The sequence below is a fragment of the Acinetobacter sp. WCHAc010034 genome, from assembly GCF_001696615.3.
Lineage (GTDB): Bacteria > Pseudomonadota > Gammaproteobacteria > Pseudomonadales > Moraxellaceae > Acinetobacter.
The window spans coordinates 721875-746002 of record NZ_CP032279.1 but is presented as its reverse complement, the minus strand read 5'-3'; the positions used below and the strand labels follow the sequence as shown (position 1 = coordinate 746002).

The following is a 24128-nucleotide window of genomic DNA, read 5'->3' as shown; positions in this document are numbered from 1 at the left end:
TGAATTTTAACAATTGGGCAAATCCGGCATTTATGCCATTGGTCTAAACCTGCTTGTGCTTGACTGAAAATTAAAGTAATTAAATGAATTGGGAAACATCATTAGAACATAAAAAGAGAAGGAACTTCTTTATGAAAAAACATGTATTGGCCGTTTTAGTGGGTGCATCTCTGATATTGACAGCATGTGGCGATGGAGATGAAAATTCCAGCAATTTTGTGTCTAATCCGGATAATCCGCCGAATGATTTTCAGGAGCCAGTCGTCAGCACCGGCGCATATGCTTTTAAAATTGATGATCCTGCTGATGAAGGTCAGGCTCAAATGCTGGCTCAGCTGAATGGCATATTTGCGCAAGTCAGTTCTGAAAAAACGCTGATGACGTATAAGATGCTGGGCATGAATGGCAAGGAAACTTTGGCTACGGCGGTGGTTTATAGGCCGGCTGGAGCGGCGCCTGAAGGAGGATGGCCAATTGTGGCGTGGGCACATGGCACTACAGGCGTGGCGGATCAGTGTGCGCCAAGCCGGCAGCAGATCAGCGGCAACGAATTTTTCATTGCCAAATTGCTGGCAGCTGGCTACGCCGTGGTTGCGCCAGACTATGAGGGCTTAGGTGAGCCTAGCGGCAGAGAGCCGCATCCCTTCCTGAATGTGAAGAGTGAAGCTTATTCAATTACCGATGCTGTTGTCGCTGCCAATCAGCATTTAAATGGAAAAATTATTAAAGCGCGCTGGGCGGTGGTTGGGCACTCTCAAGGGGGGCAAGCGGCCTTAGGCGCAGCGCAATACGCTTCACGGGCAAATCTAAATTATAAAGGCGCGATAGCCGTTGCTCCAGCTTCCAACTTGGGCTTGATTTTGGCTGGCGGTGAGCAAAAAGCAGCAGCAGAAACTGATCTAGGCGAAAAAATCAGAATTTTAGCGTCATTGGATACATTTTCATCTTTAATTACTGCCGGGTTAAAAAATCCTTACCCTGTTTTGCAATATAGCCAAGTGTTTAAATCACCTACAGACCAAATTGCAGTCAAAGCGGAAACAGACTGCTATGACGTGCTTGGAAAAACACTGGGCGGCGCAATGAGGAAATATGCGCAAGACAACGGCAATTTAGACAGCTATCCGCGCACTCAACCTAACTTTATGACGGCGGTACCGGAAATCAATGCATTCCTGACGAAAGACTCGCAGCCGCTGCAAGTCAAAATCACCACGCCAATTTTTATTTATCAGGGTTCAGCCGATCCGACAGTGCCAAAACAGGCGACTGATTTCTTGGTAATGTCTGCTGAAGGCAGGGGGACAAAGATCAGTTATGAAACAGATAAGGATCTTCCAGATGATGAAAAGTGGGATCACAGCACTGCATATACTGAAAACTGGGAAAACATTGTAGATGATGTCAAAGCTCTGATGCCTCTGTAATAATTTGATGTGAATAAAAAGCTCATGCTGATGCAAAGCATGAGCTTTTTTTATTTAAAACTGAAAAACTTCATTCTCTGCATTTAGAAACTTCATGCTACAATACGCGCCAATCTTAGCACGGCTTAAAAGCCCTAAATTCATAGGACCTCGCTAATGTTTGCCAATATCTCTATTGCTGAATTTGATCCGGAATTAGCTCAAGCAATCTCTAACGAAGATGCCCGCCAAGAAGCGCACATTGAGTTGATTGCATCTGAAAACTATTGCTCTCCAGCGGTTATGGAAGCGCAAGGATCAAAACTCACTAACAAATATGCAGAAGGCTACCCAGGCAAACGCTATTACGGCGGCTGCGAATACGTAGACGTAATTGAACAATTGGCAATTGACCGTGCTAAAGCGCTTTTCGGCGCTGACTATGCAAACGTTCAGCCGCATGCCGGCTCACAGGCAAACTCAGCGGTTTACCTGGCGCTGCTTAACCCGGGCGACACAGTATTAGGCATGAGCTTGGCGCATGGCGGCCATTTGACTCACGGCGCTAAAGTCAGCTTCTCAGGCAAAACATACAACGCGATTCAGTACGGCTTAAACCCTGAAACTGGCGAAATTGACTATGAAGAAGTTGAGCGTTTAGCTGTAGAGCACAAGCCGCGCATGATCGTTGCCGGTTTCTCTGCATACAGCCAAGTGGTTGACTGGCAGCGTTTCCGCGACATCGCGGACAAAGTTGGCGCTTACCTGTTTGTAGATATGGCTCACGTTGCTGGCCTAGTGGCTGCTGGCGTTTACCCAAGCCCAGTGCAAATTGCTGACGTTACAACTACAACGACTCATAAAACGCTGCGCGGCCCGCGTTCAGGCTTAATCCTTGCGAAAGCCAACGAAGAAATCGAGAAAAAACTGCAGTCTGCAGTATTCCCGGGCAACCAAGGCGGCCCATTAGTTCACGCTATTGCGGCTAAAGCCATCTGCTTTAAAGAAGCGATGGCGCCTGAATACAAAGAATATCAAAAACAAGTTGTGGTTAATGCGAAAGCGATGGCTGAAGTATTAATCGCGCGCGGCTATGATGTTGTATCCGGCGGCACTGAAAACCACCTGTTCCTGCTGTCTTTAATCAAGCAGGAAGTGACTGGTAAAGAAGCCGATGCATGGCTGGGCGCTGCGCACATTACTGTGAACAAAAATGCCGTGCCGAATGACCCGCGTTCTCCGTTTGTAACTTCAGGCATCCGCATCGGTACGCCTGCAGTGACAACCCGCGGTTTTGGCGAAGCTGAAGTGCGTGACTTGGCTGGCTGGATTGCAGACATTCTGGATGCGAAAGGCGACGAAGCGGTAATCAACGCGGTAAAAGCGAAAGTTGAGGCTGTATGCGCTAAATTCCCGGTTTACGCAAAATAAGCTTTGCTTGAGAAAGGCCCCCTCAAGGGGGCTTTTTTTATAGCCTTAAAAAATACATATTATTCAATACGGCTAAATTCTGATATAACAGAATTACCGTAATAACAAGAATAAATCTTCCTGTTGATTTGACTTGATAAAGATGCAAAGGAATTAAATAGATGACTAAACCGAATATCATTCTTTCTGAGCAGGACCTGCACCGCTTGGAAACAATGCTGGAACACCAGTCTAAATTGACGCCGACCATGGAGCATTTAGAAGAAGAGCTGGCCCGCGCCGAAGTGGTTGCGCCAAAGGATGTGCCTGCCAATGTCGTCAGCATGAATGCCACGGTTTTAATCACCATTGCCCCAGCGGTTGAGCCGATGGAAATTACTTTGGTTTATCCGCATGAGTTCCGCGGCGGTAAAGGCCAGGTCAATGTGCTTGCGCCGGTGGGCGCTGCGATCCTTGGGCTGTCTGAAGGGCAGGAAATTGAATGGCCGCAGCCGGATGGCCACACCATGAAAGTGCGGATTGAAAAAGTCCTGTATCAGCCGGAGCGTGAAGGGAATTATCTGTAATTCCTGCAATGACGCATGCGCATAGTTTTGCAAAGCCCCGGTGATGAAAGGGGCTTTGCTGTTTTTGCCGCTCGGCTATTTTAGGACTAGACACGCTTAAAAATTTTATCTAAATAGCCCAGCATAAAGGTGGAAAATGCAAAGGTCAGACGGATGATGATGCGCCGTATAATTTCGCCATTCGGGCCGCGGCATCCACGTAAATTATTTCTCATGATTTTTGCAAAAATCTACATGAACTTTGCTATAAAAGACGTAGTATAAAAATGATTTTATTGAGTTTAATTCTGTATGCCCCAAGTTGACGTTCTGGTTCCGCTAAACGAGATTGCGGTTGATCCGGCAGATCTGCTGCCGATTAAGCGCAATGAGCTGGTGCCCTTGCTGAATGATCAATACAGGCTGAATCATTATGCCGATGCGCTGATTCAGGCGCAGTCCGCGCTGCTGCATGGCATAGACCCGAAGCTGACGCAGCAGCTGAGCCAAAGCATTGAGCAGCTGATTCAGACATTATCCGAATCTAAAAAGTACCTGAAGCAGCGCAAATTCAACGCCCTGCAGAAATGGCTGGGCATTGATCTGGAGTTCGGCTCCAGCCAGGTTGAATATTATAAAAATCTGGACAGGCATTTAGACCGCGCCAATCAGCTCAGCCAGCGCCTGCAGATAGAAATTCAGAAATCTCAGGCGCGCTTTGCGCAGCTGCAGGGCCTGCGCGGGCAGATGGCGCGCTATATCGTGGCTGCGGAAGAATTCCTGCATGAATATCCCGGCTTTGCGCAGCAGCATCCGCTGGATAATTTTGCAGAACGCCTGTCGAAAAAAATCCACAGTTTAAGAACCCTGCAGGCCAGCAATGACATTGCCATTACGCAAATGCAGCTGAGCCAGCAGCTGTCCTTTGCGCTGCTGGACCGCTTCAAGGAAGCGCAGCAGGTGCTTATTCCGGCATGGCAGTATCATGTGCAGCAAAGCCAGAAAAATGGCCCGGACGCGTCGCTGGAAAAGCTGGACAGCAGCCGCGAAAATTTAATTAAAACGTTAAGAAAATCATTAGAGAAGCCCTCTAAACCATAATCAGTACAAGGTGAGCTATGACCGATCCACAACGAACCGATTTGCCCGCAGAAGCCGCGGCAGCGCTGGCGGAGCAGAAATTCCAGCAGCTGGATTTGCAGGCGATAGGCCTGCAGCCTGCAGACTTTAATGAGGTGATGGCTGCGCGCAAGGAATTGGCCGAAATCAGCCACAATTCAGTTGCGGAATACGGCAAAAATATTGCGTCTAAAACCTCCGGTTATACCGATGAGTTGCTGAGCCTGGTGCAGAACAAAGATCTGGACGCGGCGGGGCAGAAGCTGAATCAGGTGGTGCAGGTGGCGCAGCAGCTGAATACCAGTAGCATTTTAAATAAATCGCAGAATTCCGGCTTTTTCGGCAGCATTCTCAGCAAATTTAAGGGCGCGAAGCAGAGTTTTGATCAGCATTTCAATACCACCAAAGAGCAGATTGACGCTTTGGTGAAGGAAATTGAAAGCTCGCAGAACGGCTTGAAGTCCCGCGTCAGCACGTTGGATAAAATGTTCAGCGGCGTGCAGGAAGAGTACAAGCAGCTGGGGATTTATATTGCCGCCGGAAAAATTAAAGAGCAGGAAATTCAGCAGGAAATTTCACGCCTTGCGGCGCAGGAGCAGGATCAGAACACCACGCAGAAAATTTATGACCTGAACCATCTGGCCAATAATCTGGAAAAGCGCGTCAGCGACCTGCAGGTGCTGCAGCAGTCCGCGATGCAGACACTGCCGATGATCCGGATTATCCAGTCCAATAACTTGATGCTGGTGGACAAGTTCTACGCCATTAAAAACATTACCCTGCCGGCGTGGAAAAATCAGATCAGCCTGGCGATTTCGCTGCAGGAGCAGAAGAACAGCGTGCAGCTGGCCAATACCATTGATGACGCGACCAATGAGCTGTTGAAGCGCAATGCAGACCTGCTGCATCAGAACTCGGTGGATACCGCCAGAGCCAATCAGCGCTCGGTTATTGATATTGAAACGCTTGAACATGTGCAGAACACCCTCATTAATACCGTTAATGATGTGCTGCAGATTCAGAAAGAAGGGGTGCAGAAGCGCGCAGAAGCCGCGCAGCGCCTGCGCGCGCTTCAGGATAATTTGAATCATTTGGTGCTTGAGTCCAGCTCAAGCGGGCCGAAGCCGAACTAAGCCGGTGCTGCTGCGCTTGGGGAGGCCCCTTATATGCCGTTCAGGAGAAGCGATTTGCCTCCCTTAGATGAATATGCTGTCAATCCGCAGCAGCTGGAAACAGGCCTGCAGGCGCTGAAAAAGCGCCAGCGCAATTTGATGCTGCTGGCTGTGGCGTCCAGCGCCGTGCTGACGGCCTCAGTGATTGGGCTGTTTGCGCTGCAGGATTTCGTCTACAGCTTTTTTGGCCTGACCCTGCAGGTTGAACAGCTGCATATGCCGGCCAGCGCCGATGCCAATCTGGCGTCGCTGGGACAGCAGTCGGATTATTTCATCAGCCTGCTGTCCTGGTTCGGCTGGCTGTTTTTAAAGCTGTTCGCTTCATTCTTCGGGGCATTTTTTGCGGTTTACCTGCTGCGGAAATTCAGGTTTTTCTATCTCCGCTTTCAGTCTTTTGTGCTGAAATTTGTCGGCTGGCTGCTGGCTTTCATTGTCATCTGGTCAGGCCTAAGCTATGCGCAGCATGACTTGAAAAGCGACCAGTACGAAGCCTATCAGCAGATTGTGCAGTATGATAAAAACATACAGGACAGTGAAATTGCGCGCTATTTGGCGGATGCGCAGCTTGATGCGCCGGTCAAGTCTTATCTGCTGGCGCAGACTGCGCTGCTGCATCATCCCGCTGACCGGGCGGCGGCCATTCCTCAGGTGCAGGCCTTAATCAAGGCGGAAAAAAATGATCCGGATTTTCTGGATTACGGCTTTAAGCCTGAGCAGCTGTGGACAATGCAGAATCAGCTGTTCGGCCAAACCCTGACGCCCATGGCGCAAAGCGTCAGCAAGCAGGCCACGCAAGCCGAATTGCTGAACCGCGCGGCTTACTGGGCTCTGCTGGCGATTATTGCAATTGCTGCCGTGATCAGCCTGACGCTGTTTACTCTGTCAGCGCGGATCAAAAGCCGCGCGGTGCGGATTGAACAGCGCATCAGATAGGCGTTTTAGCACTGCCGAAGCATGATTTGTCATGTTTTTAAGGAAAGATTCTTGCATTCACCGAATAAGGCCATATATATAAACTATTGTTATTCAGTTTGTTTTTTACTAATAATCTAATATTTCGATTGTTGTTATAAAAACAAACTGTTTTACCTATTTATGAAAATAGCCTATTCTCACCTTATCAAATAAATACTTGCTCCTTTGGAGGCCTCAGTAATGCTGGATCAAAATACTTCCGCACAACTTAAAACACTTTTGCAGCGTCTGGAAAGCCCGATTGAAATTGTGGCGTCGTTGGATGCTTCGGACAAATCAGCTCAAATTAAGGAGCTGGTGACTGAAATCGCAGCCCTGTCGGATTTGGTGACTGCGCGCTTTGACGGCACAAATAAGCGCGCGCCGAGCTTCGGCATCGCCAAAGCCGGCGAGCAGCCGCGGGTCAACTTTGCCGGCCTGCCGATGGGCCATGAGTTCACCTCGCTGATTTTGGCGCTGCTGCAGGTTTCCGGCTACGCGCCGAAAGTGTCTGATGAAATTCTGGCGCAAATCAAAGGCCTGAACCTGACGGCGGATTTTGATGTATTCGTTTCTTTAAGCTGCCACAACTGTCCGGACGTGGTGCAGGCGCTGAACCTGATCGCCATCTACAACCCGGGCGCGACAGCAACCATGATTGACGGCGCATTTTTCCAGGACGAAGTGGAAGAGCGCAAAATCATGGCGGTGCCGATGGTATTTCAGGACGGCGAGCATATCGGCCAGGGCCGCATGACGCTGGAAGAAATTGTCGCCAAGCTGGACAGCAACGCCGCAGCCAAAGACGCGGAAAAGCTGAATGCTAAAGAAGCTTTTGATGTGCTGGTGATTGGCGGCGGCCCGGCAGGCAATACCTCTGCCATCTATGCTGCGCGCAAAGGCATTAAAACCGGCATCGTGGCGGAGCGCATGGGCGGTCAGGTCATGGACACCATGGACATTGAAAACTACACTTCAATTCAGAAGACCCAAGGTCCGAAATTCGCTGCCGAAATGGAAGCGCATGTGCGTGAATACGGCGTAGACATCATGAACCTGCAGCGCGTATCTGAAATCAAAGGCGCGGATGAAACCGCCAATGGCCTGGTTGAAGTCACGCTGGAAAACGGCGCGAAGCTGGAATCGAAAACCGTGATTCTTTCGACCGGCGCGCGCTGGAGGGAGATGAATGTCCCGGGCGAGAAAGAATACAAAACCCGCGGCGTGGCTTACTGCCCGCACTGTGACGGCCCGCTGTTCAAAGGCAAGCGCGTAGCGGTAATTGGCGGCGGCAACTCCGGCGTGGAAGCAGCCATTGATCTTGCCGGCATTGTGGAGCATGTCACTTTAGTTGAATTTGATACTAAATTGCGCGCGGATCAGGTGCTGCAGGACAAGCTGTACAGCCTGCCGAACACCACGGTGATCCTGAATGCATTGTCTACAGAAGTGGTGGGTGACGGTTCGCAAGTTACAGCGCTGAAATACAAAGACCGCGCAACGGATGCAGAACACACAGTTGAACTGGCAGGGATCTTTGTGCAGATTGGCCTGCTGCCGAATACCGACTTCCTGAAAGCATCTAAAGTTGAACTGACTGGCCGCGGCGAGATTGTGATTAACGAGCGCAATGAAACCAATGTGAAGGGCGTATTCGCTGCCGGCGACTGCACCACTGTGCCGTACAAGCAGATCATCATTGCCACCGGTGAAGGCGCGAAAGCATCGCTGTCGGCGTTTGACTACATCATCCGTTCAGGGCAGTAATTTCGGCTGCGGATCACTGCAGATCCAGACCCGCAAACTAAGGTGTACGCACTTTAGTTAGCATATAAAAGCCGATTTTAATATCTCGGTATATTTCCGTTTTATAGGAGCTTTGGGTGCTAACACCGAAGCTCCTTTTTTATTTAACCCGGAAGTAAAATTATTTTTTGATCTGTAAAAAGCTTATTCTAAAAACGCGCTCAATTGTAATTACTGGGTGGTGTTGCGATACAGATGAGGCGTCATGCCGTAATGCTGTTTAAAAACTCGTCCAAAATGAGTTTCAGATTGAAAGCCGAGGTTTAAGGCAATATTGTAAATAGGCAGGTGGCTTATTTTTAGCTGTAAGGCGGCATGCTGCAAGCGGATCTTTAATAAAAATGCATGCGGCGTAATATTTAAATCCTTTTTAAAAATGCGAATTAACTGAATTCTTGAACAATGCAGGAATTGACTCATATCATCTAAACTCCATTTAGATTCCGGAAACTGCAATATGGCATGAATCAGCCGGTTCAATTTGGAACTGTTCCATTCAATGAGCCGAGGAATGGCACTGATTTCTTGAGAAGATTGCGACTGCTGATTTAAAAAGCTGCGGAAAATATAAACCAACAAAACTTCAGACAGCGCATTAATTACTTTGATTTGCCCAATTTCTTGAATAGTTTCCTGTTCAAGCAAGTTTAATAAAGGTTCAAGCAATAACTGTTTAATATTAAGCTGAACCAGATCAGGTAATTGAATAAATAAATCCGCGTGCTTTGCATAGCTAAAATGCGCGCAAAATAGATTAAGATTTTGCTGCTGCATATGATTGGTTTTAAGCGTTAATCCTGAAGCCTGTTTGATGCTTTCAATTTCAGCGGGCGCGCTGAATGTTTCTTCTTGAAACGATATCTGGTCTGTATTTTCCTGAAAATGGATTAACTGATGAGCTGAACCATGCGGGAAAAACAGCACATCTCCTGTTTTAACTTTGATTTTCTTATGCTTGAGGTATAACCAGCCTTGTCCAGAGCGGGCAATATGGATGACTGCAGTATTTTGCATTAATGGGGTTGAGTATTGCCATGTGCCGCCAAATCGGCATTCAGTGTCTATGCCGCCTTGAATTTGAGCAAGTTCAATTAGTTGATCTAACATGGGATGATACTTTTTAAGTGCTGAATGATATTTTTGGTTGAGAATGGTTATCTAAAAATTGCAATACTAAGCTATCAATTCAAAGAGATGAACGCAATGTTTAAAGATTGGAAAGAGCATACTCGGCACGTTAAAAAATCATTCGGCAGCTTAGGGAAAAAGCATCCAAAAATGCTTCAGGCTTATCAAGCGTTAGGTGATGCGGCTGCGGCAGAAAGTTTAGATCTGAAAACACGTGAATTAATTTCTTTGGCGGTCGCTATTACTACACGCTGTGAAAGCTGCATTTCTGTACATGCAGAGGCTGCCATGCAGGCAGGCGCAACCGAATCGGAAGTGGCGGGAGCATTAGCAACAGCTATTTCGCTGAATGCTGGAGCGGCGTATACATTTGCATTGCGCGCATTAGAGGCATGTGAAGTGCAGAAGCCGGAATAGTCTGTCAGGATGTTTTGAAAATTTATCACTGATAGATGTTAAATAAAGAAAAAGCCAAAGCATCCCCAGCTGCTTTGGCTTTTTCCCGACACAGCGTGTCAATTCTGTTATTTTGCATTGTTTTTGTTCTGCGGGAACTTCGAGCAAAGCTCCGTTCCTCTTATCAGCCTTCCCCAAGGTTATTTGCTGAATAAGTTCAATCCTTCAAATTTCCGCATCAGCTGCTCCTGCGTTTCACTGTGTTCAGGATGCAGCTCAATGCAGTCAATCGGGCAGACCGCCATGCAGGTTGGCTGCTCATAAAAGCCCACGCATTCCGTGCAGCGCGCTGCCTCAATTTCATAGACTTTTGCGCCTTCAAAAATCGCTTCATTCGGGCATTCCGGCAGGCACATGTCGCAATTGATGCACTGCTGTGTAATACGCAAGGCCATATCAGCTGGCTGCGTAGGCCAAAGATGCTGCGGAAATATCCATTGCTGAATCCGGCAAATTGCGGATCAGCAGGGCATAGTTCATGTCCACATCGGCAGGGACAGGAATATCGACAATATGGCCGGAACCTTTCGCATCAGGAATTGAATTGCCTTTTTTATCTAAAATTTCGGTCAGTTCAAAAGTGATATTGCCTGAGGTCGTCATCAATTCTAAAGAATCGCCCACCACAAAGCGGTTTTTCACGTCAATTTTGAGGTAATTGCCATTGCGTTCTAAAACTTCGCCGACAAACTGCTGATGGTCAAAGCGCGAAGAGCCGGTTTCATAATTCTGATATTCACTGTGCACATGGCGGCGCAGGAAGCCTTCGGTGTAGCCGCGGTTGGCCAAGCCTTCCAGCTGCGACATCAATGCAGGATCGAAAGGCTTGCCTTGCAGTGCATCATCAATGGCCTTGCGGTAAATTTGCGCGGTGCGGGCGCAGTAAAAATAGGACTTGGTGCGGCCTTCAATCTTCAGTGAATGAATGCCCATTTCCGTCAGGCGGCCGACATGCTGCACTGCGCGCAGATCCTTGGAGTTCATGAAGTAAGTGCCATGCTCGTCCTCTTCGGCTGCGAACATTTCTTCTTCATTGCGCTGTAATAAAACCGGTTCGCCAAATTGGTGTTGTTGTATGGCGTGCTGCTCATCGGCATCTTTGTTTTGACAGCATGATGATTCTTCGATTTGTGCTACTGGAATAACATCGCCAGTTTCATCTTCAGCTGCCTCGTGAATTTTATAGTCCCAGCGGCACGCATTGGTGCAGGCGCCTTGATTTGCATCACGTTTGTTCATATAGCCGGAAAGTAAGCAGCGGCCGGAATAAGCCATGCATAACGCGCCATGCACGAAAACTTCAACTTCCATGTCCGGCACGTTATTTTTAATTTCCTCAATTTCGTCAATGGACAGTTCGCGTGACAAAATCACGCGGGTTAAGCCCATGTTTTTCCAAAACTTCACTGTCGCCCAGTTGACAGCATTGGCCTGCACAGACAGGTGCACAGGCACGTCTGGAAAATGCTCGCGCACCATCATGATCAGGCCCGGATCGGACATAATCAGGGCGTCAGGATTCATCGCCACCACAGGCGCTAAATCGCGGATGAAGTTTTTCAGCTTGGAGTTGTGCGGCTGAATATTAACCACCACATAAAACTTTTTGCCCAGCGCATGCGCTTCAGCAATGCCGATTTGCAGATTGTCATGATCAAACGCATTGTTGCGCACGCGCAGGCTGTAGCGCGGCTGACCTGCATACACCGCGTCCGCGCCATAAGCAAATGCATAGCGCATATTCTTCAGCGAGCCGGCAGGTGAAAGAAGTTCAGTAACGTGTGCAATGGTCATGTCAATAAAGGCATAAAAAATTTATTGCTTTATTGTAGGGATATAAAAAAATGATTCAACCCAGTAAATAACTCGGAATTAACCGCCGGTTTCTGCAGTTTGGTCATCGAACTGTCACTTTTTATGCGCTAATATATATGGAAATACATATATGCATATATTATGAATCAGGCCGAATTTTTTAAATCTCTGGCGGACCCGACCCGTCTGGATATTGTCATGATGATTGTGAAGCAGGGCGAGCGCTGCGTCTGCGATTTAACCGCAGGGCTGCAGCTGAGCCAGCCCAAAATTTCCCGCCATTTGGCACTGCTGCGCAATGGCGGAATTCTGCAGGATCGGCGCCAAGGGCAGTGGGTGCATTACCGCCTGCATGATCAATTGCCCGTCTGGTGCCTGGAGGTTTTAAAACTGTCCGCCGCCCAGCATCCGCGCTTTAATCCGGCCGATGCTGAATTATGTTCAAATTTAAACTGCTGTAATTAGGTCATTGTAAATATTATGAATTTTTTATTTTTATGCACAGGAAACAGCTGCCGGAGCATTCTGTCAGAGGTATTATTCAACGCGCGCGCGCCTGACGGTTTCAGCGCCTGCAGCGCCGGCAGCCAGCCCTCCGGACAGGTGCATCCACTGACGCTGAAAACCTTGCAAAGCCTAGGTTTGGAAACGGCGAATCTTTACAGCAAAAACATGCAGGAATGCGAGCCGTTCAATCCTGACATTGTCATTACCGTATGCGGTTCAGCAGCGCAGGAACCCTGTCCGCTGTATTTAGGCAAAGCCATTAAAGCGCATTGGGGCCTGGATGATCCATCGCATTTAGACTTGCCTGACGAGGAAAAAATGCAGGCGTTTATGCAGACCGTTGAGCATATTAACCGTCGCCTGGATGCCTTCTTTGCGTTAGATTTTGCCAATCTGTCTGATCAGGAATTGACAGTTGCAATCCAGAAAATTTCAGAAATTGCCTGAGATGAAGCGCATGGCAGCCCAAAAACTCTCATTTCTGGACCGCAATTTAACCTTGTGGATCTTCATTGCCATGGCCGCCGGGGTGGCGATAGGGGTATTTTTTCCGCAGGCGTCAGAAAATTTGAATCAGATGAGCGTAGGAACGGTCAATCTGCCGATTGCCATCGGACTGATTTTGATGATGTATCCGCCTTTGGCCAAAGTTGACTACAGGGCGCTGCCACAGGTTTTTCAGGACAGGCGCACTCTGGCGCTGTCCCTGCTGCAGAACTGGCTGATTGCGCCTTGCCTGATGTTCCTGCTGGCGGTGATTTTCCTGCACAATTTTCCTGAATATATGGCGGGGCTGATTTTGATTGGCCTTGCGCGCTGCATTGCCATGGTGCTGATCTGGAACAATCTGGCCTGCGGCGACAGCCAATACGCCGCCGCCTTGGTGGCTTTTAACAGCATTTTCCAGATTTTATTCTTCAGCACCTATGCATGGCTGTTTTTAACCGTGCTGCCGCCTTATTTCGGCGCGGCAGGGCTGGCGGTGGATGTCAGTTTCTGGACCATCAGCCAAGCGGTGCTGCTGTACTTGGGCATTCCGTTCCTGCTGGGCTTTTTGACCCGTGAAATTCTGCTCAAGCGCAAAGGGCTGGACTGGTATCAAAACCATTTTCTGCCGAAAATCAGTCCGCTGAGCCTGCTGGCGCTGCTGTTCACCATTGCGGCCATGTTCAGCTTAAAGGGCGGGGAAGTGGTCAGCCTGCCGATGGATGTGCTGCGCATTGCCGTCCCGCTGCTGATTTACTTTGTGCTGATGTTCCTGCTGAGCTTCTTTTTAAGCAAATGGATGGGGAGCGATTACCCGCGCGCCGCAGCCATTTCATTTACCGCTGCCGGTAATAACTTTGAACTGGCGCTGGCGGTTGCGATTGCCTCGTTCGGCCTGGCATCACCGGTGGCTTTTACCGCAGTGATTGGCCCGTTGGTGGAAGTGCCGGTGCTGATTGCTTTGGTCAGCGTTTCGCTCTGGCTGCGCAGGAAATTCTATCCAAATGAGCGCAGCTGAAGATTCAATTGCCGCGCAGTTATAAATTATCCCTTAAAAAATCTCCCTCTAAGCCCGCTTAAGCAGGAACAAGGGGGAGCTAAAGCTGAAAAATGCCGTGAGTTTAGAAATGTCTTTACCGAATATTGATGCAGATTTGCTGGAAACGCCAAGTTTTGAGCAGGTTCAAGCCAAAACGCTGCCGCATCCGCCGCGGATTCTGCTGCTGTACGGCTCCAACCGTGAACGCTCATTCAGCCGCCTGGCCGTGCTGGAAGCAGGGCGCATTCTTGAGCGTTTTGGCGCAGAAGTGAAAATTTTCCATCCCAAAGGCCTGCCTTTGCCGGAAGATGCAGATATGCAGCACCCTAAAGTGCAGGAGCTGCACGCGCTGCTGGCCTGGGCGGAAGGCATGGTCTGGTGCTCGCCGGAGCGCCACGGCGCAATGAGCTCAATCTTTAAGGCGCAAATTGACTGGATTCCTTTGGCTGCCGGCGCCATACGCGCCACACAGGGCAAGGCCTTGGCGCTGATGCAGGTCTGCGGCGGCTCGCAGTCGTTTAATGCGCTGAATCAAATGCGTGTTTTGGGGCGCTGGATGCGCATGCTGACGATTCCCAATCAGTCTTCCATCCCGAAGGCTTTTTTGGAATTTGATGAAAATGACCGCATGAAGCCGTCCAGCTATTACGACCGCATTGTGGATGTCATGGAAGAGCTGTACAAATTTACTTTGCTGACGCGCGGGCAGGCGGCTTACCTCTGCAGCCGCTATTCAGAGCGCAAGGAATCCGCAGCCGAGCTGTCTCAGCGGGTCAATCAAAAATCCTTGTAGAGCCCGGCGGATTATTTCGCTGCGCTGCAGTTCTGCTCGGCGGCGTTTTCCAGCTTCTTTAAAATCTGGCACTGGTCAACGGTCGACTGCGTGGAGCAGGACTGCCTCAGCTGCTGCAGCTGCAGCCGGAAGGTCAGCAGTTCGGCAATCCGGCTTTCCACATGCTGCAGATGCGCATCAATTAAGTTGTTGACCGCAGAGCAGTCCTGCTCCGGGTTCTGCTCCAGCGCAATCAGCGACTGAATTTCTTTTAAGGTCATGTCCAAAGCGCGGCAGCGCTTAATAAACAGCAGGCGCTTTAAGGCGTCATCATTGTAGTAGCGGTAGTTGTTGCTGCCGCGGAAGCTGGGCTGAATCAGCTGCTTCTTTTCATAAAAGCGGATAGTGTCATGGCTCAGGCCGGTTTTATCCGCAAGATCTTTAATTAAATAATTCGGCTCATTTTTCATTAGGCGGCTTGACCTTGGAGTTAGTCCATAGTTTTGAATAAGAATAATACAGATAGAGGATTGTGCAAATGGCCTGTACTTGCAGTCATGAACCGGTAGCGCCAAAACCGGACAGTAAATTCAGAACCGCGCTGTGGATTGCGCTGTTTATCAACCTCGCCATGTTCCTTGTTGAACTGATTGGCGGCGCTTATGCGCATTCTTCCGCGCTTTGGGCAGACTCGCTGGACTTCTTTGGCGATGCGGTGAATTACGCCATTTCTTTGGCGGTTTTGGGGGCCAGCCTGTACTGGCGCGCTACGGTTGCGCTAGTGAAAGGCTTGGTGATGGCCGGATTCGGCTTGGTGGTGATTGGCAAGGTGATCTACGCCTATGCACAGGGCATTGCGCCGGAAGCCGTGACTATGGGCGCGATTGGCGTTCTGGCTTTAATCGCCAACGCCGTGGCTGCCTATATTCTTTATGCGTTCCGCGACGGCGATTCCAATATGCAGTCGGTTTGGATCTGCAGCCGCAATGACGCGATTGGCAATGTGGCGGTGATTTTGGCCGCGGTTGGGGTATTCGGCACAGGCAGCATGCTGCCGGATATTATTGTGGCGGTGATCATGGCGGGCTTGGGCCTAAGCGGCGGCTACCGGGTGATTAAGAAGTCGATAGAAGAACGCAAAAGCACCCAGCTGAGTGCGGCCAGCTAAATATGCGGCGCCGCGCGGTGCTTTTAAAATCGATTTTGCTTAAAATAGCGGATTAATTTTTAAAGAGATAATAAAATTGAAATTATTATTGGCATTCATGTGTTCCATGGTTGCGCTTTTAGGTCATGCCCAGACAGAAATGATTGATCAGAAAAAATTATGGGGAAAATGGTCGTGTATCGCCAGCTTGGATGTAGAGGAGTATCAGCTGGTTGAATTCAGCAATGTCGATTTCCAGAAAAGCGGCGCTTCCCCGCAGGCTGGCATTGTGCATTTTTCCAATGAAAGTGACGAAGCCTTTTTAAAATACGAGGCCAAGTCGAATTGGGTGCTGCAGGGCGATAAGCTGATCTTTAAGAATCTGAAATTTTATAATTTTTCAATTGATAATCCTGCTTTTGATGAGCGCTATCACATCACCAAGGACTTGGTTGAACCGGCCGGCGATGATGTTTTCAGCATTGTTAAATTAACGGCAGATGAGCTGGTGTACAGGTTTGACAATACTGATTTTGAATCGCTGGGATTTACTGTGGTGTGCGATAAAAGTGAATTAGCCCTGTGAATTAACTTTAAGCATAGGCGCTGAATTGCATTTGGCTTAGTTGAATCTGCAGAAAAAACCGGGGCTTTGGCCCCGGTTCTTATTCAGTCCAGCACTGCCGGCGGCAGGTAAATAGTAAACTCATTCACAGGCTCAATCAGCGCGCTGTACGGCTGCAGCTGATGCTCAAAAGGCACCAGATTCATGCGGTCTAACAGTTCAAAGCGCGCATGCTGCAGTTTTGCCGGCCGCGGCTGCAGGCGCCCGTGCCAAACGCGGTAGGTGCCGAGCTTGCCGTCCCTGCGGTGATAAAAGCCGGCCAGCGGATGGGTTAAATACACCAGATAGGTTTCCAAATCCGGAAAGCCTTCAAACTGCCAGCCATCATCAGGCGACTGCGCCAGCTGCAGTTCAGCGCTGGCCCATGCTGACTCAGTCTGCATTTTATACTGGCTGTATAAGCCGTTAGCATCCTGCCGGCAGTCAAATTTAAAGCCTGCGGGGTGCCAAGGCAGCTGCCAGACATGGCGCGGCACCATCAGGGTCCATGAATCCAAAGTGGTGCCGATAAACCAGACACAGCGCTCCTGTGTTTCCTGATCAATCACATAAACGCGGTAATTGGTTTGCCCCATTTCAAATTTGGGAAAAGGGTAAACGGCGGAAGTGAAATCCACATCAATAAAGGGCACTACCGACATCAGCGCCTGCGCTTTGCCGTGGTATTGAACGGTATCCAGCTTAAAGCGCTCAGGAATAATATTCTGGAAACGCTCAGGGTCTACGGCATAGGTAATCAGCGCGAAATGTTGCAGTTTGCACTGCACATCAATGCCTTTAGGCTTGGGGCGCGGATGCAGGAAATCTTGAAAACGTAAGGGCGCAATTGTCATATTTTGGCTTAAACCATTTTTGTTGTTGCGGACATCTTAGGCAAATTTGAATAAAGAGTAAATAAAAACCGGGCCTGCGCCCGCATGACAGCCAAGCAATGAACCGGCTGCTTTTCTGTTTTAAATTCAGGAATTCGTGCGGAAGTGCCATCAGATGCTTGAGCAATTGCCCTTGGCGCAATCTATAGCTAATTGTTCAAATAGCTATCATACAGAAACTAATGAAAGCATATTTTATGGGAGATGATGTGTGATATAGATTTCAAAACTCAGCTATATGATGGCTAAATTTTCTTAAATGACTCCGCGAAAATCCTTTCAGCCTCCTAAGCCCTTGAGTAAAATAAACTTTGGATACGCGAGTGCGGCATGGATGCCGCACGTTGCCCATCACGGCAGGGACGCCGTGTATGGGCAACAAAAGACTTTTGCTCACTTTGGGTCTTTCCAAAGTGAGGTATTGTCTGCGCAAAGCTATTTAAATATTTAAAGGAAAAATGAGGCAGTGCAAGCGCTATTGTTAATTGCCGAAATCGTTAACGCGACTAAAATTTAGTGCAATCATATTTTATAGGAAATTATTCGTAATACAGACTTTATGATTTAGCTATATACGGCATTATTCAGCTGAATTGAAGCCTTTGCGCGCATTATTCCAGCTGTTTGCTATCTATTGCTTAAAACCTTTAAAATTAAATTCTTATGATGCCATTTTATGCATCCTGCTCCAGAAATCATTCCACAGTTCAAGGTATTGCATCTGCATTTGCTGATAATGCTGGCTGTGCTCACCGGCAAAGCATTGGGTCAGCAGCACCCAAATGTCGTCTTCATGGTTGTCATCATTGGCCAGATGCTGGGATGAACCGTCTGCGATGCCGTGGCAGGCGTAATATCCCAGCGCAAATGCGGGGTCATAGGCTTGCATATTGATCCGCAGTGCCTCGCTGAATTTAATGACCTGCAGTTCAGTGCAGGCCAGAATCAGCAGCAAATCCGCATATGAATGCATATGCTGCTGAATAAACGCCTGTAGCGCATAGGCTTCCGCTTCGGCATGCTGCTGGGCGGCGTCAAGCTCCAGCTGGCGCATTAAGTCTAAAAAATAAATCAGATGGGATTTTGACGGCGAGCTTTGCGCAAGCTGATGGGTATTAAAGCCCAATTCATCAAACAAATTTAAAGACAGCAGATAGCGCGCATAAATTTTTGCAGGAATGCGCTTTTCTGCATGGATGTTGGCATTGCTTTCCAGCGCAGCGGCCTGATAAATCAGCATGCTCAGCGCATCGGTAAAAATTCTGACAATGGCCGTGAAATAGTTGATATGAATGGCTTTAAGCTGCTGCAGGCTTAATTGGCATGCCTTGAGGCGCTCCAGCATAGGATGCCGGAATAAAGCATGCGATTTTGTCCGCTGTTTCAGCCAGCTTACGGCATATGCATTATTTTCCCACAGTTCCGGGCTCAGTGAGTGCTGAATAAAGTGCAGGAGTTCTGCGCGGGTGTGCTCAGATTGGGTAAAGGAGAGTGTATTCATATAGGAGTAATTGTGGTTTTAATCATTTGATAATAGTTAAAAATACAGCAATCTTCTATAGTTAAATTTAATTAAATAATATCATTAATTCAACTACTTGTATGGTGAATTTATTCTTGGATAAAATTGCTCAGGTCAGCATAATATCAGTATAATGGCGGGCTGTTATAATAGCTTTCACAGTTAGGTTGTCATGAACCAATGATCAAATCGCACATTCTGTACGGCAGGTAAACCATGTCAAAAAAAGATGACATAATTAATACTGCACTGAATCTTTTTAACTCGCATAGCTACAACTCTATAGGAGTTGATCGGATTATTAGTGAGTCTGGCGTCGCGAAAATGACGTTTTATAAATACTTTCCATCTAAAGCGAAGCTGATTGAAGAGTGCCTGATTAGGAGGAATATTAATTTGCAGGAGTCTTTAGGCGCAGCAATCGCAGCCTGCGATCCGCAGGACTATATGGAGCATATCAGAACGGCTTTTTTCTGGTATCACGCGTGGTTCCATACATCGGACTTTAACGGCTGCATGTTTCAAAAAGCGGTGGAAGAGATTTCAAAAATTTATCCTTCTTCGCTGCAGCCGGCAATTGACTATAAGGAATGGCTGAGCGGGCGCCTGCGCGATGCATTGCAGGGCTTGGGCGTGCAGCAGGCAGACCAGCTGGCCGCTTTGCTGTCCAGCATTCTGGACGGCATGACAATTCAGGCGCAGATTGACCCGAATGCCGTTCATATTGATGATTACTGGAACCGGGTGGAAAAGCTGATTCAGCTGGAAATTCCCGCAGCTTGATTTGCGGCGGGATAATGAAGCGGCTGCCGGCCATTGAATGTTGATATGGCCGGCGGCGCATGCTTAACCGGAAGCAGGCATCCTTCAGCTCAAATTTCGGAAATAAAAAAGCGCGATGATCGCTGTTCACCGCGCTCTGCTGATAAGTTCATTATGCTCTGTAATTGCTCAGTCATTTAAAAAATGGCTGATAAACTACAGAGGGCGAGAAGCTTAAAACTTCTTCTTATGTTTATTTTCTTTAGACCCTCTGGATGATTAAATTATCTTCTATATTCAGCAAATATAAAAATAGACAGACCTGTCTGTTCTGTGGCTGAATTATATTTACTTCACTGAGTAAAAACAAGACTTTTTCTTTTTATATGAGATTTTTTTGTTAAAAACTGACAAAAAATGGCCAAAAAAACTGGAGGCATATGCTCCAGTCTTTTTTGAAAGGGGGAATTATTTTTCGACGAATGCGCGTTCAATCACGTAGTCACCCAGTACGCCCATGCGTGGAGATTCTTTTAAGCCATGCTGATCAAGCAGCGCAGCAACGTCATCCAGGAATGCAGGGCTGCCGCAAAGCATTGCGCGGTCAGTTTCCGGGTTGAAGCGCGGCAGGCCGATTTTTTCAAAAATTTCGCCCGTTTCAATTACTGTCGTTACACGGCCTTGGTTTGGATATTCTTCGCGGGTTACCGTTGGGTAGTAAACCAATTTGTCTTTAATGCCTAATTCTTCAAAGAACTCATTGTTTGGCAGTTCATTTAAAATCAGGTCTTGATACGCCAGTTCAGAAATGAAGCGCGTGCCGTGAACTACAATCACTTTCTCAAAGCGTTCGTATGTTTCCGGGTCGCGGATGGTTGCCAGGAACGGCGCAAGGCCGGTGCCGGAAGAAAGCAGGTACAGATTTTTGCCCGGGTTCAAATCATCAAGAACCAAAGTGCCTGTCGGTTTTTTAGAAACCAGAATTTCATCGCCAACTTTTACTTTTTGCAAGATAGAAGTCAAAGGGCCGTCCGGCACTTTAATTGAGAAAAACTCCAGCTCTTCTTCATAGTTTGCGCTGGCAATAGAATATGCGCGCATTAAAGGCTTACCATTCACTTCAAGACCAATCATCACAAATTGACCGTTTTTAAAACGCAGCGCAGTATCGCGGGTGGTTTTAAAACTGAATAATGTGTCATTCCAGTGGTGCACCTGAGTAATCTTTTCGACGTTGAAAGCAGCCATTAAAGGTCTCAATAATTTATCAAATTAGAACAGCTTGCTATTCTAATCTAAAATCATTCTCGATAAACTGAATATATTTAATTGAACTTATCAAAAAAATTGATTATGACTGGGTTAAATTTGCCAATTATTGGCTATATGCATTCTCCCTATAAGGAAAAGTTTGGAATTCCGCGCCAGCCGAATTTGGTTCAGATTGAATCCTATATTGAAATGGCTGCGCCGTATAATGACCTGCTGGCTTTTGAAGGCATTGAGGCCTTCAGCCATCTGTGGCTGCTGTGGCAGTTCCATGACAATAAAAATCAGCAGGACGGCGGCGCGTTCCGGCCGCAGGTGCGTCCGCCGCGTCTGGGCGGCAATAAGAAAATCGGGGTGTTTGCCACCCGCAGCATGTACCGGCCGGCGCCGGTTGGCCTGTCTGTGGTGCAGCTGCGGAAAGTCGAAAAAAACGGAAAATCGGTGCGGGTCTATGTAACCGGCAGCGACCTGCTGGACGGCACGCCGATTGTCGATATCAAGCCCTATATTCAATATTCAGATGCGGTTCATGATGCGCAAAGCGCCTATGCGCAGGATGAGCCGGCGCGCAAGCAGGTGCTGTGGCTGGCGGAGGCGGAACAGCAAAAGCAGGCGCTGCTGAAGCAAAACCGGCTCACAGCGCAAACAGTCAATGAACTGGAGCAGGTGTTGGCTTTGGACCCGCGCCCCGCCTATCAGGAGGATGAGGAGCGGGTTTACGGCATGCTGTTTGCTGCAGTGAATGTGAAATTTAAAGTTGCCGCTGCGCATGTTGAAGTACAGGAACTGATGGCTGCGCAGCCCCTGTAAGGCAGCCGGCCGATTATTTCAGGGTTTGATTGAATGTGTTGATATGCTGCTGCAGTGCAGCTTTTACTGCAGGCGTGAAGCTGGTGCAGGATTTTTGCAGCAGGCTGCGGTACTGGTCGCGTAGATTGGCGCTGACTTTGTCAAAATCTGGATTGGTTGCGATTTTGTCCAGCTCCTGCTGGAGGCTGTATCCAATGCCTGCTTTTTTATGCACGGCAGAGTAGTAGGTGTAATCTTTGTACTGCACAACAGTTTGGGTTGTTTTATCAAAAGGATCAAACAGTGAATAGGCAATGCTGTCTTTGTAGATGATTTTTGAAATATTCGGGCTGTTTCTGGTACTGTAGTCTTCCCATTGTTTTTTCAAGAAGGCTTGCTCAGCTGGATTATTTTCAGTTATATCCTTAATGAATAAGCGGTCTTCACTTGATGTTTCCTCAATAGACTGCATGCATTGGGTATTTGCAGGAAATTTCATTTTATTCAGATAGAGCAGGAAATCCAAATAACGCTGCGGATATTGATATTTACTGCCTAATTTATTCACAGCAACCCAGTAAGGAAATGGCGCAATTTTTTCAGCCATGCCCTGTCCGCCAATGTTCAATATGCTGTAATTCGTTGTAAATGCTAAGCCTTTAGAACCTATGCTTGAGTAGGGATAGAGTGTAAATTGGTTTTTGCTGACCGAAGCGGCGCCAATAAGTTTGCCATAAGTGTCTTTGACGCTTGATTCATCATATAAGCCATTTTTAGTGACAATAAAAGAAAGCACGGTGCTGCTGGAATCATCATAGGCTTTGCCGTCTTTCGTAATGGTCATAATGCTTGTGGATTGTGAAATCTTATTATTTTGAACGTCATGATAGACACGGATGTCAGCCAATTGCTGAAACCCGCTTGCATTTCCGCCATCGGTAAATATGTCGCCTGATGAACCGCCGCCGCAGCCTGCTAAAGTGAGCGCTGCGGTTACTGCTAAGCTTAAGCTTTTATACTGCATTTTTTAATTCCTTAAAATAATTTAAATTATGGATATAGTTTAAATAAAGACCAAGATGGTAAGTTAAAAGCATTATTTTAAGTTGGCGGAAAAATTAAAAAATGTAAATAAAAATAACAATTTAAGTATGTCTAAATAAAAATAGCTATCTGTTAGCTGTGGTTTAAGGATGCGGCCTTGCTAAAGCTTAACCGTCCACCACAGCAGGGCAATTAAAACTGCCATGTGGAAAATCTGAATAGGCGCAAAGGCCAGAGCAAACTTCAGGCCGCCAGTCAGGGCTGCATTCACCGACTTGGCGACTGCATGCGCCGCGAGGCCCAGAATAAAAGCATAGAACACGCCGTTTTCTGCCGGCGCGCCCTGCATGACCACGGTCGCCATAGCGGCGTGAATCTCAAACAGCGAGGCCAGCAGCGTGCCTGCAATCAGGCCGGCATCGCCCAGCCAAAGGTTCAGGCCGTACACGCCGGCCTGAATGACCGTTAATGTTCCGGCAATGATGGCGGCTTCCTTCAGGCTGAACATGCGGGAGTCTGCCTGCAGGCTCTGTTCAGCCGGCGCAGCGTCTTTCAGCAGCCAATAGGCGCAGCCGGCCAAAATCAAAGTGGCGATTAAGGCTGGCGCAATAATGGTTTTCAGCCACAGCACGCTGACGCCGGCCACAATAATCAGCAGCTGCAGCAGTGTCGCGACGCAGGACATCAGCGCTGCGCCGGCATTGATTTTGGCGTCGGCGCGGCCGGCGCGGACTTCCATGCCTAGGCTGGCGACAGTCGCCGTACTGGAAACAAAGCCGGAAGCGACAGAAGATAAGATCAGGGCATTTTTTGAGGACAGCAGGCGCTTGACGATATGCGCCAGAGCCTGCACAGCTAAAATCAATGCAAGCAGCTTTAAAATAATATAGGGATTCAGCGCCGAGCCCCACAGCGGCGCATTCGGCGTTAAGGGCAGGGCAATCAGAATCAAGGCCAGCAGAAAAATGCCGTCCTTAAATTCAGCTTCGGTAATCCATTTTCCGGCAAAGCTGTGCATGGAGTGCTTGGCCATGAGCAGAATGGTCAGCAGTACCGCCAAACCGGCCGCCAAGGGCGGATTCCACAGGCATAAAGCGCCAATGAAATAGGTCAGCACAAATGCCAGCTCTGTGGTGGTGCCCGGGTCGCTGGGCTGATTTTTGACGGAAAAAATTGCAATGCCGCCGACAATGACCGCTCCGGCAAGGCCAACGGCTGCGCCGAATAAAAAGCAAACCGCGCCCAGCAGCGCGCATGCTGTGAAAGAGCGCAGGCCTGCAAAGCTGTGCTGGTTTTCCCGCTGCTTGCTGCGCTCGCGTTCCAGGCCAATCAGCAAGCCGCAGCCGAGCGCCGCCATTAAGACCGCAATCAAATCGTGAAAAGGCGTATTTTGCAGGAAGGCAAGCTCAGCTGAATTCACAGGGTTATCCCTAAAGTAGCAGTTTAAAAAATTAAGCCTCAT

Annotated in this window: 26 protein-coding genes; 16 read left to right on the top strand and 10 right to left on the bottom strand. The window is 48.3% G+C overall.

The window, feature by feature from the left end:
• Positions 1 to 131 precede the first annotated feature (131 nt).
• From BEN74_RS05070 to rnk, 3 genes are all read left to right on the top strand, one after another.
• Positions 132 to 1427 carry an alpha/beta hydrolase family protein gene (locus tag BEN74_RS05070; RefSeq protein ID WP_068911254.1) on the top strand — a complete coding sequence of 432 codons (1296 nt, stop codon included), beginning with the start codon at positions 132 to 134 and terminating at the stop codon, positions 1425 to 1427.
• Positions 1428 to 1583: 156 nt separating this feature from the next.
• Positions 1584 to 2837: a serine hydroxymethyltransferase gene (gene glyA, locus BEN74_RS05060; protein ID WP_068911255.1), complete on the top strand. Its 1254-nt coding sequence runs from the start codon at positions 1584 to 1586 to the stop codon at positions 2835 to 2837.
• Between the two features lie 161 nt (positions 2838 to 2998).
• The gene (rnk, locus tag BEN74_RS05055) at positions 2999 to 3403 is read left to right on the top strand and encodes a nucleoside diphosphate kinase regulator (protein WP_068911256.1); all 405 of its coding nucleotides are present in this window, start codon (positions 2999 to 3001) and stop codon (positions 3401 to 3403) included.
• An 86-nt stretch (positions 3404 to 3489) separates the two neighbouring features.
• Here the strand turns inward: rnk and BEN74_RS19795 are convergent, their stop codons facing one another.
• Positions 3490 to 3618 (bottom strand): hypothetical protein, encoded by a 129-nt coding sequence (locus BEN74_RS19795; RefSeq protein ID WP_265936580.1) that lies wholly within the window; start codon positions 3616 to 3618, stop codon positions 3490 to 3492.
• Positions 3619 to 3694: 76 nt separating this feature from the next.
• On the opposite strand from BEN74_RS19795, the gene BEN74_RS05050 reads away from it, so the two are divergent.
• From BEN74_RS05050 to ahpF, 4 genes are all read left to right on the top strand, one after another.
• Positions 3695 to 4483 (top strand): tellurium resistance protein, encoded by a 789-nt coding sequence (locus BEN74_RS05050; protein WP_068911257.1) that lies wholly within the window; start codon positions 3695 to 3697, stop codon positions 4481 to 4483.
• 17 nt (positions 4484 to 4500) lie between these two features.
• The gene (locus BEN74_RS05045) at positions 4501 to 5634 is read left to right on the top strand and encodes a toxic anion resistance protein (protein ID WP_068911258.1); all 1134 of its coding nucleotides are present in this window, start codon (positions 4501 to 4503) and stop codon (positions 5632 to 5634) included.
• A 54-nt stretch (positions 5635 to 5688) separates the two neighbouring features.
• Entirely contained in the window at positions 5689 to 6606 is a 918-nt protein-coding gene (locus BEN74_RS05040; RefSeq protein ID WP_068911259.1) for a hypothetical protein, read from the top strand.
• Positions 6607 to 6828: 222 nt separating this feature from the next.
• Positions 6829 to 8394: an alkyl hydroperoxide reductase subunit F gene (gene ahpF, locus BEN74_RS05035; RefSeq protein WP_068911260.1), complete on the top strand. Its 1566-nt coding sequence runs from the start codon at positions 6829 to 6831 to the stop codon at positions 8392 to 8394.
• A 210-nt stretch (positions 8395 to 8604) separates the two neighbouring features.
• On the opposite strand, the gene BEN74_RS05030 is transcribed toward ahpF, so the two are convergent.
• The gene (locus tag BEN74_RS05030; protein ID WP_068911261.1) at positions 8605 to 9540 is read right to left on the bottom strand and encodes an AraC family transcriptional regulator; all 936 of its coding nucleotides are present in this window, start codon (positions 9538 to 9540) and stop codon (positions 8605 to 8607) included.
• A 24-nt stretch (positions 9541 to 9564) separates the two neighbouring features.
• Here BEN74_RS05030 and BEN74_RS05025 point away from each other — a divergent pair, with 24 nt between their 5' ends.
• Entirely contained in the window at positions 9565 to 9978 is a 414-nt protein-coding gene (locus BEN74_RS05025) for a carboxymuconolactone decarboxylase family protein (protein ID WP_228200395.1), read from the top strand.
• Positions 9979 to 10157: 179 nt separating this feature from the next.
• On the opposite strand, the gene BEN74_RS05020 is transcribed toward BEN74_RS05025, so the two are convergent.
• Both BEN74_RS05020 and yegQ read right to left on the bottom strand, forming a co-directional pair.
• Positions 10158 to 10412: a YfhL family 4Fe-4S dicluster ferredoxin gene (locus BEN74_RS05020; RefSeq protein ID WP_068911263.1), complete on the bottom strand. Its 255-nt coding sequence runs from the start codon at positions 10410 to 10412 to the stop codon at positions 10158 to 10160.
• A gap of 1 nt (position 10413) precedes the next feature.
• Positions 10414 to 11811 carry a tRNA 5-hydroxyuridine modification protein YegQ gene (yegQ, locus tag BEN74_RS05015; protein ID WP_068911264.1) on the bottom strand — a complete coding sequence of 466 codons (1398 nt, stop codon included), beginning with the start codon at positions 11809 to 11811 and terminating at the stop codon, positions 10414 to 10416.
• A gap of 162 nt (positions 11812 to 11973) precedes the next feature.
• Between yegQ and BEN74_RS05010 the strand changes: the two genes are divergently transcribed.
• The 4 genes from BEN74_RS05010 (at position 11974) to arsH (ending at position 14657) form a co-directional block, all read left to right on the top strand.
• Positions 11974 to 12297 (top strand): metalloregulator ArsR/SmtB family transcription factor, encoded by a 324-nt coding sequence (locus tag BEN74_RS05010; protein ID WP_068911265.1) that lies wholly within the window; start codon positions 11974 to 11976, stop codon positions 12295 to 12297.
• Between the two features lie 15 nt (positions 12298 to 12312).
• On the top strand, positions 12313 to 12786 hold the full coding sequence (locus BEN74_RS05005; RefSeq protein WP_068911266.1) for an arsenate reductase ArsC: 474 nt from the start codon (positions 12313 to 12315) through the stop codon (positions 12784 to 12786).
• Positions 12787 to 12796: 10 nt separating this feature from the next.
• Complete coding sequence (gene arsB / locus BEN74_RS05000; RefSeq protein ID WP_068911346.1) at positions 12797 to 13843, top strand: ACR3 family arsenite efflux transporter; 1047 nt, start codon at positions 12797 to 12799, stop codon at positions 13841 to 13843.
• A gap of 109 nt (positions 13844 to 13952) precedes the next feature.
• Positions 13953 to 14657 (top strand): arsenical resistance protein ArsH, encoded by a 705-nt coding sequence (gene arsH, locus BEN74_RS04995; protein WP_068911267.1) that lies wholly within the window; start codon positions 13953 to 13955, stop codon positions 14655 to 14657.
• 11 nt (positions 14658 to 14668) lie between these two features.
• On the opposite strand, the gene BEN74_RS04990 is transcribed toward arsH, so the two are convergent.
• Positions 14669 to 15106, bottom strand: coding sequence for a Cd(II)/Pb(II)-responsive transcriptional regulator (locus BEN74_RS04990; protein WP_068911268.1), 438 nt, complete (start codon positions 15104 to 15106; stop codon positions 14669 to 14671).
• A 68-nt stretch (positions 15107 to 15174) separates the two neighbouring features.
• Here BEN74_RS04990 and BEN74_RS04985 point away from each other — a divergent pair, with 68 nt between their 5' ends.
• Together BEN74_RS04985 and BEN74_RS04980 are read left to right on the top strand one after the other, a co-directional pair.
• On the top strand, positions 15175 to 15804 hold the full coding sequence (locus BEN74_RS04985; RefSeq protein ID WP_068911269.1) for a cation transporter: 630 nt from the start codon (positions 15175 to 15177) through the stop codon (positions 15802 to 15804).
• 76 nt (positions 15805 to 15880) lie between these two features.
• Positions 15881 to 16369, top strand: coding sequence for a hypothetical protein (locus BEN74_RS04980; RefSeq protein ID WP_162898139.1), 489 nt, complete (start codon positions 15881 to 15883; stop codon positions 16367 to 16369).
• Between the two features lie 83 nt (positions 16370 to 16452).
• On the opposite strand, the gene BEN74_RS04975 is transcribed toward BEN74_RS04980, so the two are convergent.
• Together BEN74_RS04975 and BEN74_RS04970 are read right to left on the bottom strand one after the other, a co-directional pair.
• Entirely contained in the window at positions 16453 to 17241 is a 789-nt protein-coding gene (locus BEN74_RS04975) for a DUF2071 domain-containing protein (protein ID WP_068911271.1), read from the bottom strand.
• Between the two features lie 700 nt (positions 17242 to 17941).
• Positions 17942 to 18781, bottom strand: a complete 840-nt coding sequence (locus BEN74_RS04970; RefSeq protein ID WP_068911272.1) for a hypothetical protein — start codon at positions 18779 to 18781, stop codon at positions 17942 to 17944.
• A gap of 237 nt (positions 18782 to 19018) precedes the next feature.
• Here BEN74_RS04970 and BEN74_RS04965 point away from each other — a divergent pair, with 237 nt between their 5' ends.
• Complete coding sequence (locus BEN74_RS04965; protein WP_068911273.1) at positions 19019 to 19585, top strand: TetR/AcrR family transcriptional regulator; 567 nt, start codon at positions 19019 to 19021, stop codon at positions 19583 to 19585.
• Between the two features lie 447 nt (positions 19586 to 20032).
• On the opposite strand, the gene BEN74_RS04960 is transcribed toward BEN74_RS04965, so the two are convergent.
• Positions 20033 to 20812 (bottom strand): ferredoxin--NADP reductase, encoded by a 780-nt coding sequence (locus BEN74_RS04960; RefSeq protein ID WP_068911274.1) that lies wholly within the window; start codon positions 20810 to 20812, stop codon positions 20033 to 20035.
• A 105-nt stretch (positions 20813 to 20917) separates the two neighbouring features.
• Here BEN74_RS04960 and tsaA point away from each other — a divergent pair, with 105 nt between their 5' ends.
• Positions 20918 to 21643, top strand: coding sequence for a tRNA (N6-threonylcarbamoyladenosine(37)-N6)-methyltransferase TrmO (tsaA, locus tag BEN74_RS04955; protein WP_171404880.1), 726 nt, complete (start codon positions 20918 to 20920; stop codon positions 21641 to 21643).
• Positions 21644 to 21656: 13 nt separating this feature from the next.
• On the opposite strand, the gene BEN74_RS04950 is transcribed toward tsaA, so the two are convergent.
• Both BEN74_RS04950 and BEN74_RS04945 read right to left on the bottom strand, forming a co-directional pair.
• On the bottom strand, positions 21657 to 22646 hold the full coding sequence (locus tag BEN74_RS04950) for a hypothetical protein (RefSeq protein ID WP_068911275.1): 990 nt from the start codon (positions 22644 to 22646) through the stop codon (positions 21657 to 21659).
• A 180-nt stretch (positions 22647 to 22826) separates the two neighbouring features.
• Positions 22827 to 24023 (bottom strand): MgtC/SapB family protein, encoded by a 1197-nt coding sequence (locus BEN74_RS04945; protein WP_068911350.1) that lies wholly within the window; start codon positions 24021 to 24023, stop codon positions 22827 to 22829.
• Positions 24024 to 24128: the final 105 nt, after the last annotated feature.